The 9,791-nt window shown below is 64.7% G+C and carries 6 protein-coding genes and 1 CRISPR repeat array; all 6 genes read left to right on the top strand.

Going from position 1 to position 9,791, the window contains the following annotated elements; all coding sequences use genetic code 11:
- Positions 1-390 precede the first annotated feature (390 nt).
- A CRISPR array of direct repeats spans positions 391-1,273; the repeat unit is 29 nt; unit sequence GGGACCATCCCCGCGTGCGCGGGGAACAC.
- A gap of 671 nt (positions 1,274-1,944) precedes the next feature.
- From cas3 to cas6e, 6 genes are read left to right on the top strand one after another with little or no spacing between them, the layout of a single operon-like run.
- Positions 1,945-4,863: a CRISPR-associated helicase Cas3' gene (cas3, locus tag ACGFIM_RS38745; RefSeq protein WP_393211627.1), complete on the top strand. Its 2,919-nt coding sequence runs from the start codon at positions 1,945-1,947 to the stop codon at positions 4,861-4,863.
- Positions 4,853-6,556 carry a type I-E CRISPR-associated protein Cse1/CasA gene (gene casA, locus ACGFIM_RS38740; RefSeq protein WP_393211624.1) on the top strand — a complete coding sequence of 568 codons (1,704 nt, stop codon included), beginning with the start codon at positions 4,853-4,855 and terminating at the stop codon, positions 6,554-6,556. The genes cas3 and casA overlap by 11 nt, the downstream gene beginning before the upstream one ends.
- Entirely contained in the window at positions 6,553-7,203 is a 651-nt protein-coding gene (gene casB, locus ACGFIM_RS38735) for a type I-E CRISPR-associated protein Cse2/CasB (RefSeq protein WP_393211621.1), read from the top strand. Before casA ends, casB begins: the two co-directional genes overlap by 4 nt.
- Positions 7,200-8,399: a type I-E CRISPR-associated protein Cas7/Cse4/CasC gene (gene cas7e, locus ACGFIM_RS38730; RefSeq protein ID WP_393211618.1), complete on the top strand. Its 1,200-nt coding sequence runs from the start codon at positions 7,200-7,202 to the stop codon at positions 8,397-8,399. The genes casB and cas7e overlap by 4 nt, the downstream gene beginning before the upstream one ends.
- Positions 8,396-9,100, top strand: a complete 705-nt coding sequence (gene cas5e, locus ACGFIM_RS38725; RefSeq protein ID WP_393211615.1) for a type I-E CRISPR-associated protein Cas5/CasD — start codon at positions 8,396-8,398, stop codon at positions 9,098-9,100. Before cas7e ends, cas5e begins: the two co-directional genes overlap by 4 nt.
- Positions 9,100-9,789, top strand: coding sequence for a type I-E CRISPR-associated protein Cas6/Cse3/CasE (cas6e, locus tag ACGFIM_RS38720; RefSeq protein ID WP_378785355.1), 690 nt, complete (start codon positions 9,100-9,102; stop codon positions 9,787-9,789). The genes cas5e and cas6e overlap by 1 nt, the downstream gene beginning before the upstream one ends.
- Positions 9,790-9,791 lie beyond the last annotated feature (2 nt).

Raw genomic sequence — 9,791 nt, 5'->3', positions numbered from 1 at the left:
ACCTGCGGTTGTGAAACCGCAGGTCAGAGGCCGAAATGGCTGGTCAGACGTGGTGCCCCCGGCAGGATTCGAACCTGCGGCACCCGCTTTAGGAGTCAGCTGAGCGCGTACGACGTTTTCCCAGCTCAGCTAGGTCTTGTTGGGGTGACTGATGAAGATGTGCGCACGTATTTGGCACAGGTGCTAGCGAGACGTCTTGCGATGGGTGGCTTCCTGCGATTGCCGAAGCTGCGGAAGGACTCCAGCATGTCTTCTCGAGGGGTGACCATACCACGGGGTAAAGCACGAGGAATGCTGGGAGTGGTCGGGCCGGACGAAGAGGTGCTCCTCGCGGGCGGGGAGTACCGGACGTAAACACAGCCGCCGAGATGTCTCTCCGATCGTAGAAGCGGAACCACTCCCGCGTGGGCGGGGAGCACCCAAAACCAGTGCCGTTGTACTCGATCCGAGAGGCAGCATCCCCGTGTGCGCGGGAACCACGAACGGGGCCTCACCCCAGAGCAGCGGGCCAGGGGACCATCCCCGCGTGCGCGGGGAGCACCTCGTGCGGATGCGGAGGACCGGCGCCACGCCGGGACCATCCCCGCGTGCGCGGGGAACACGGGGGATCGGGCGGGCGCGCGCCCGACCCCCTGGGACCATCCCCGCGTGCGCGGGGAACACGAGGTGCTGAAGACGTACAGGTTGTCGCCGTCGGGACCATCCCCGCGTGCGCGGGGAACACAGGCCGGCGGCGACGGCCTCGCCGACCGTGGCGGGACCATCCCCGCGTGCGCGGGGAACACTACGGCCCTGATGGGCGGTGGACGGCCCCGGAGGGACCATCCCCGCGTGCGCGGGGAACACAATCCGCTCGACCTCGGCGGAGTACCCAGCACGGGACCATCCCCGCGTGCGCGGGGAACACGGAATGCTTCAGGGTCTTTCGGATGCGGAGGCGGGACCATCCCCGCGTGCGCGGGGAACACAGGAGATCGAGCGGCTGATGGAAGACCAGCCAGGGACCATCCCCGCGTGCGCGGGGAACACACCCCGCTCGACTCGACGTGCCACCGCCGCATGGGACCATCCCCGCGTGCGCGGGGAACACTCGAAAATCGGGGCAGTGCGACCGTGTCGGACGGGACCATCCCCGCGTGCGCGGGGAACACCCCTGCAAGCCCACGGCCCTGATCGTGGACTCGGGACCATCCCCGCGTGCGCGGGGAACACATGGCGCGGGCCGGTTCGGCGACTTGGGGCCAGGGACCATCCCCGCGTGCGCGGGGAACACTCTCACTGACCTGCGCTTTTATCGGTTGGCGAGGCCGTTTTCGAGCACTATCACCGAATTGGACATTCTGGACATAACAAGCAGCTAGGGAAGGGGGTGGTTTCACCGCCTGTCGGCAGTGCTGGACTGCACACCAGTGTCGCATGGGTTCTGGCTTGCTTACGTATTCGGCGCAGCCAAGGGTTCTACGGCGTTCCTGGCGAGGAGTTGCCGGTCGTCACCTACCGGTGGGACTGGAAGAGCGCTGAGAAGGCTGTGCTGATCGAGAAGTTCGGTGAGGGTTGAACCGCCGCGTCACCGCTAAGGTGGCCACGAGGTCTCCGGGGACAGGTTTTTCTTGGTCGATGAACCCTTACCGGCGACCTCGTCGTTTGCCCGGCTCCGACACGCCGCCGATCAATACTTCGAGACAGGCCCTAAGCCGGCTGGGTCCATCGCCGCGTGCGCGGGAGAGCTCTGCCTGGCCTGCGAAGATGCCAGGGAGGAGTCCCAGAGCCAGCACTTCCAAGGAAAACGCATAACAATCGGTTTGTGTATCAAGCTACTCTCTGGTCGCTCTAGGTTGCATTTGTGCACTGTTGGGATATATAGGTCACTTCTCCACAGGCAGGCCGCACCTTTCTTTCTGTAAAGCCACCTCTGTGGCCCGCTCATGCACTTTAATGTCCCTTATGCTCCGCGACGAAGCGCCCCGTGCAGCGTTTGCTGATGGCTTGTCCATAGAAGCGCGGTCTGTCTGGGCGAAGCATGATCGGGACACCGATGGGTGGTTGCCCTTATGGCGGCATATGGCAGATAGCGGCATGGTCGCAGGTTTCCTCTGGGACCGCTGGATCTCCCTGCAGGTGAAGCGGACGATCGCGGAGTGCTTGCCGGTTGGCCTAGATGACGGGCGTCGATTGACGGTGTGGCTGGCGACGACGCATGACATCGGTAAGGCGAGCCCCGCATTTGCATGTCAGGTGGAGTCGCTCGCCGATGCGATGCGTTCGGTGGGGCTCGACATGCCGCTGCACAAACAATTCGTGGACCGGAAACTAGGGCCGCACGGTCTGGTTGGACAGGCTCTCATGCAGGAGTGGCTTGTTGAGCGCCATGGCTGGTCCAGGACCGACACCTTGCAGGTGGGGATCATCATTGGCGGTCATCACGGAGTACCGCCGACGGCCTCAGACATCAAGGCGCTGGTCGATCATCCTGACCTCGTCAGGACGCCAGGATGTGCGGTCCTCTGGCGTCAGGTTCAGTGGGAATTGCTGGATCGCTGCGCCGACGTGTGTGACGTCGGCGACAGGCTGGCCAGATGGCGGAGCGTACGACTCTCCCAGCCCGCGCAGGCGCTGCTGACGGGCCTGGTCATCGTGGCTGATTGGATCGCTAGCAACCCGGACCTGTTTCCGTACTTTCCCGATGCGGAGCAGGTTCGTGATCAGGATCGGGCGGAGTCGGCTTGGCATGGTCTGGACCTGCCTGAATTGTGGCGACCGTCCGAGCCGACCGGCTCTCCAGAAGAGGTGTTCGCGTCGAGGTTCAGCTTTCCGGCCGGGAGCCGCCTCCGCCCAGTTCAGAAGCATGCCGTGCAGCTGGCGCGGAGCATGTCAGCGCCCGGGCTGATGGTGATCGAGGCCCCCATGGGGGAGGGCAAGACCGAGGCAGCGCTGGCGGTGGCGGAGATCTTCGCCGCCAGGTCGGGTGCCGGCGGCTGCTTCATCGCGCTGCCGACCATGGCCACGGGCAACGCCATGTTTCCGCGGATGCTGGACTGGTTGAAGCGCGTCCCTGATCTGCGACCGCAGCCGGGCAAGCGGTCGGTTCTCCTGGCGCATTCCAAGGCCGCGCTCAACGAGGACTATGCGGCACTGGTGCGAGCGAGCAGCCGTAATGTACGCGGTGTAGAGCTGGACGGCGGTAGCGGCGAGTGGCGTCCCTCTGCCGATCGGTCTGCGGCTTCGGCTGAGTTAGTGGCTCATCAGTGGCTCCGCGGGCGTAAGAAAGGCATGCTTGCATCGTTCGTCGTTGGAACGATCGATCAGCTCCTCTTCATGGGGCTGAAGAGCCGCCACCTGGCGTTGCGTCACCTGGCTCTGGCGGGAAAGGTTGTCGTCATCGACGAGGCGCATGCCTACGACACATACATGAACTCCTACCTTGACCGGGTGCTGTCATGGCTGGGTTCTTATCGTGTGCCGGTAGTCGTGCTGTCGGCGACACTGCCTGCCGCTCGCCGTCGCGAGCTGGCCGAAGCGTATGCGGGCAGTGCCTCCAACGACGCTGACCTGGCCGCGGTGGAGCAGGCTCTCGGATACCCGCTAATCACCACCGTGGAGCCGAACGGCAGAATCGCGCCGGAGCCGGTCGCAGCGTCAGGGCGGGCAACTCAGGTCCACATGGAGAGGCTGCATGATGACCTGACGGCCTTGGGACAACGGCTTACCCAAGAACTCAGCGGCGGAGGATGTGCGCTGGTCGTTCGAAACACCGTCGATCGAGTGCTGGAAACAGCAGCATATTTACGGGAGCTGTTCGGCAAGGAACATGTCAGCGTTGCACACGCTCGTTTCGTGGACCTCGACCGGGCGGACAAAGACAGTGACCTGTTGCAGCGTTTCGGCCCGCCAGAGAAGAGCAGGCAACACCGTCCCACGGGGCCTCATATCGTCGTGGCTAGCTCCGTGGCGGAACAGTCGTTGGACATTGATTTCGACCTACTGGTCACAGATCTATGCCCGGTGGACTTGCTCTTGCAGCGGATGGGACGCCTTCATCGGCACGTTCGCGGCGAAAACCAGAGCCATCGTCCGGAAAGGCTGCGCACAGCGCGATGCCTGGTGACCGGCGCGGACTGGGACACACTGCCCCCGAAACCGGTACGCGGCTCCACGCTGATCTACCGCGATCACGCGCTGTTGCGGTCTGCTGCGGTCCTTGACTCGTTCCTATCTGGTACGGGCCCAAATGGGCACGTCGTGCGCTTGCCAGAGGACATCAGCCCGTTGGTGCAGGATGCCTACGGCGCTGGCACGGTCGGGCCCCCACAATGGCAGGACGCGATGGCCAAGGCGGCAACGGCACAAGAGCTGCTTGAGGCCCGTCAGAAGGAGATGGCACAGGATTTTCAGATCAGGGAGGTCAGGCGGGCCGGTCGTCCGTTGCTCGGCTGGGTCGATGCCGGGGTGGGAGATGCCGACGACACCCGTCGTGGCCGCGCACAAGTGCGCGACACCCGCGAAACGTTGGAAGTCCTGGTGGTACAGCGTCGCGCCGATGGAGTTTGGACGACGCTGCCCGGCCTGTCCGGGAAGCGCGATGGATTGGAGTTGCCCAGGGACGCGGTGCCGCAGCCGGGCCTCGGTCGAATCGTGGCCGGTTGTGGCCTGCGCCTGCCGTACCAGTTCTCAATCCCCGAGGTTCTGGACCAGGCAATCGAAGAGCTGGAACGCAATTACGTTCCCGCTTGGCAGAGCAAGGACAGCTTTTGGCTGGCAGGAGAGCTGATTCTCGTGTTGGACGAGAACTGTCGTACACGGCTGGCAGGCTACGACCTGCGCTACACGTCCACCGACGGTTTGGAGGTGACTCGTGCTGAGTGAGCCGGCCCCGGCAACCTTCGACTTGACACAAGAACCCTGGTTGCCAGTCCAGCGCTGTGACGGCGGCGAGGAAGAGCTCTCTCTGCTCGATGTTTTCGCGCAGGCGCAAAACGTTCGACGGTTGGTGGGCGATGTGCCCACTCAGGAGTTCGCGCTCCTGCGGCTGCTCCTGGCGATTCTGCACGACGCCATCGACGGACCGGCGGACATCACCGATTGGCAGGAGCTGTGGGACAGCGGACTTCCCATAGACCGCATCTTCAGCTACTTGGACCAGCACCGCGAACGATTCGACCTGCTGCATCCCAGCCAGCCCTTCTACCAGACGGCAGAGCTTCGGACGGCGAAAGGCGAAGTCAACACGCTTGACCGGATTGTCGCCGACGTGCCTAACGGTCTGCCGTTTTTCACCATGCGTGGCCGGGGGGTTGAGCATCTACCCTTTGCTGAGGCCGCCCGCTGGCTTGTGCATGCCCATGCCTTCGATACCTCCGGGATCAAGACCGGTGTCGTCGGCGATCCTCGGGTTAAGGGCGGGCGAGTCTACCCGCAGGGGGTGGCCTGGGCAGGCAATTTGGGTTGTGTCTTCGTCGAAGGCGACACCCTGAGTCAGACACTGCTGCTGAATCTCGTTGCCTTCGACACGGACAACCTCCGCATCAAACCAGATCAGGATCGGCCCGCCTGGCGGCGCCCACCCGACGGGCCTGGGCAAACCGACGAGCTGGAGCTGAGCCGCCGCCCCGCCGGCATTCGCGATCTTTACACCTGGCAGTCACGTCGTGTACGGCTCTTCCACGATGGCCGCAAAGTCACAGGAGTGATCCTTACTTACGGCGATCCGCTCGCTCCGCGTAACAGGCACCAGCACGAGCCGATGACCGCCTGGCGGCGGAGTCCTGCCCAGGAGAAAAAGTACGGACTTGCCCAGGTGTATCTCCCGAGGGAGCACGAGGTCAGCCGCAGCGCTTGGCGCGGCTTAGGGGCCCTGGTCGCAGGCCGGGTGGTCGGCGGTGAGCAGCGGGGCGAGGCCGCGGCCATCGTCCGCCCGCGAATCCTCGACTGGGTCGCCCGGCTGACCGTCGAAAGCGATCTTCCGTCGGAATTTCTCATCCGGGCGCGCCTGATCGGTGCCCACTATGGCACGCAGCAATCCGTCATCGACGAGATCACTGATGATGCTGTGACCATGCCGGTGGTGCTGCTCCACGCACACGACCACCGTCTCGGCCAGACGGCGATCGACGCGGTATACGACGCCGAAGAGGCCGTCGGCATCCTCGGAGACTTCGCGGCGGACCTCGCCCGCGCTGGTGGGGATGAGGCCGAACCCCGTAAGGAGTCAGCGCGGCATGAAGGGTTCGCAGCCCTGGATGGAGCGTTCCGTACGTGGCTGGCCGCCATCAAACCGGATGACGATGCCCAGGAGCTCCGGACGGCGTGGCAGCAGCGGGCGTACGAGTTGGTCAGCCGTTTGGGCGACGAACTGCTCCGCATGGCTGGAGACCCCGCCTGGGAGGGACGGGTGGTCGAGAGTAAGAAGGGCCAGAGTTTGTGGCTGAACGCCTCAGCCGCCGACCTGCTCTTCCGCGCTCGCTTGCGGGCCGCTCTACCCGCCGCGCGGCCGAAGGAACGCGAGCCCCTACCGCCGGACGTCGGCGAAGTTTCTGACCCCGTGGAGGCTACATCATGACCTCGTCCCCGCCGGGCACGGCCGCAACACGGCCTGCGATTGCTGACTATGTGAGCAGCGTGGCCGCCGAATATGTGATCGAATTGCAAAAGGGCTACCTGGCGGACCGCAGTATTGCCGTCGCTACGCTGGCGCAGCTGCGGTACGGGGCCGGCAAGCTTCCTGAGGACGTGCCGGAGTTGTGGGGCAAGGCCGGCATCGAGCGGCTCTACAGCGACCAGCACCTTCCAGAGCGGCAAGCGACCCGGGCTGAGCTCGCGTTGTTCGCGGCCATCACCCTGTACGCCTTGCACCAGCAGTCAAAGCCCATTCCGATGCACCGGGCAGGCGCTGAACTCGGTGCGGCGGTCAGGCAGCTCATGCCCAAGGGCTCGCTGGATGAGCCCATCCGTAAGCACTTTGTCCGCCTCGGCACCGCCACCACGCCCGCAGTGCTCATCGACCGACTCCGGCACCTCATCATCCTGCTAGGCAACGCTTCGATTCCGCTCGACTACGGAGTCCTGGCCCGGCAGCTCTACCAGGCCCAGAGCCCAGACGGGCTCCGCCGGGTGCGGCAGCGCTGGGGCCGTAGCTTCCACTCTTACCGTCCTAGTTCGCGCCCTGATGCCGATACAGCGGCTTCCTCCGATAAGGACACCCAATGATTCGAACCATCCTCGAAGTGCACGCGCTACAGACCGTCCCGCCGAGCTGCCTGAACCGGGACGAAACCGGTACGCCCAAAACGGCTATGTACGGTGGCGTGCGCCGGGCCCGAGTCTCCAGCCAGGCATGGAAGAGGGCAACTCGGCAAGGCTTCCACACCCTGCTTGACCCGAGTGCGCTCGGGGTGCGGACCAGGCGGGTGGCCGAACTCCTCGCCGAGCGCATCCGCAAGCTCGACGACTCCATCCCGCAAGCCGACGCGTGGTCGATCGCGGCCGAGACCATCCAGGCTGCCACTGGCTCGAAGCTCGAGGTACCGAAGCGGAAAGAGCAGGCTGAACGTGGTGAGGCGGGGGAGGCGGCTCCGGAATCGAAGTACCTCATATTCCTTAGCGCCCGCCAGCTCGACGGCCTGGCGGAACTGGCGGTGAAGGGCTATGGCTCAGGGAACAAGGCGTACTTCAAAGACAAGGCAGTCAAGGAGCAGGCAAAGCAGATCGCCAAAGCCCGTCACTCGGTCGACATCGCGCTGTTCGGTCGCATGATCGCGGACGACACTGACATCAACGTGGACGCAGCGGCTCAGGTGGCACACGCCATCAGCGTGCACCGGGTGGACAACGAGTCCGACTACTACACGGCGGTCGACGATTACAAGAAGCGCAAGGACGACGACAAGGGCGCCGGCATGATCGGCACGGTCGAGTTCAACTCCGCCACCCTCTACCGCTACGCAGCAGTGGACGTCGACCTGCTACGCCGCAACCTTGGCAAAGGGTTGCGCGATGACGAGCCGGTCACCGAACCGGTCCGCCAGGCGGTCGAGGCGTTCGTACAGTGCTTCTTGACGTCTCTTCCGACCGGGAAGATCAACACTTTCGGCAATCACACCCTGCCCGATGCGGTCGTGATCAAGCTGCGGGAGGCGCGGCCCATCAACCTCGTCGCCGCGTTCGAGGAGCCCTGCCGGGCGGATCCGGAAACCGGCGGCCACATGCGACAGGCCACCGAGGCACTCGTGTCGTACCTCACCGACATCGAAACCAGCTATGGCATCAGTGACAGCGATTCGACCTGGATAATGCACGTCGGCGAGACCACAGCAGCACTGACCCGGCTGGGTGACAGTCTCCCCATGCCCGAGCTGATCGCCGCTGTAGGAGCAGAGGTCGTGCGGAGGCAGGAGCAGGCATGAGCGTCCTGCTGCTGCAGCTCGCCGGCCCACTCCAGGCGTGGGGTGCGGCCTCACGCTTCGCTCGCCGGACTACGGAAGCGGCACCGACCAAGAGCGCCGTGATCGGGCTGCTGGCGGCCGCCCTCGGTTGTGAACGCACGCAGGACATAAGCGATCTGGCAGCCCTTCGCTTCGGCGTCCGGGTGGACCAGCCGGGCATTCTGCTGCGTGACTTCCAGACCGCCCACCATTTCGTGACCGGCGAAGCGGCTCCGGTGTCGGAACGGTTCTATGTCGCGGACGCTGTCTTCGTCGCCGGCGTCGAAGGCGATGCCGGGCTGATCTATACGCTTCGGCAAGCGTTGCACAAACCTGGTTTTCTGCCATATCTGGGGCGACGCTCATGCCCGCCGTCCCGTCCTGTGTACCTCAGCGTTCGTGACGAACTCACCGTGGAAGCGGCACTGCGCCAGGAGCCGTGGCGTGCCTCGCCCTGGTACCAAAGACGGTACCGAGATGAACGTGAAGTGGAGCTGGAACTTCTGCTCGAGGCCGTGATCGAGGACGGTCCCACAGACACTCTGCGGGATCAACCGGTCAGCTTCGATCCGGTACACCGGCAGTACCGACTGCGTGGCGTCCACCGGCCACCACGAGCGAAGGTCATCAATCCCATCGCCCGCCTCGCCCACGACCCCATCGCCGCTCTCGGGAGCGTCTGATGTTCCTGACCCGGTTTCGTTTCAATACCGCTCGCATCGGTGCCCGACGCCTGCTTTCATCTCCGCAGAGGTTGCACGCGGCAGTCATGTTCGCCTTCGCCGAACCCCCGCCGCAGGGTGACGGCGGTCCCCGCGTGCTGTGGCGGATCGACCGCAACGGCCGCGCAGAGACTTACCTGTACCTCGTCAGCCCTGCTGAGCCGGACCTCACCCACCTCGTGGAAGAAGCAGGGTGGCCGGAAACCGGACGCTGGCAGACCTACGACTACGAACCCCTGCTGTCCCGCCTGGCCAAGGGCGACACCTGGGCGTTTCGCCTGACTGCCAACCCCGTCCACAGTATCCGCCGGAAGGCCGACGAGCCGACCAAGGTCACCGCGCACGTCGGCTGGCGCCATCAGATGGACTGGCTCCTGCAACGCCAGGAGAAGGCCGGTTTCGCCGTTCTGGAGAAGGAGCCTGAGCAGCGCCTGCAAACCGAGCTGGATCATTACGACCTCACCGTGCACGACCGCCGGCAACTCGAGTTCACCAAGCCCGGCCAGCGGAAGCCTGTCACCCTTGTCACCGTCACCTTCGACGGCAGACTCCAGGTGACCGATCCGGAGGCCTTTCGCCGCACCCTCACTGTAGGGCTAGGCAGGGCCAAGGCGTACGGCTGCGGTCTGATGACTCTCGCTAAGGGGTGAAC

It is taken from the genome of Nonomuraea sp. NPDC049309 (genome assembly GCF_043196965.1).
Classification (GTDB): Bacteria; Actinomycetota; Actinomycetes; order Streptosporangiales; family Streptosporangiaceae; genus Nonomuraea; species Nonomuraea fastidiosa.
This window is presented reverse-complemented; position numbering and strand designations above follow the sequence as displayed.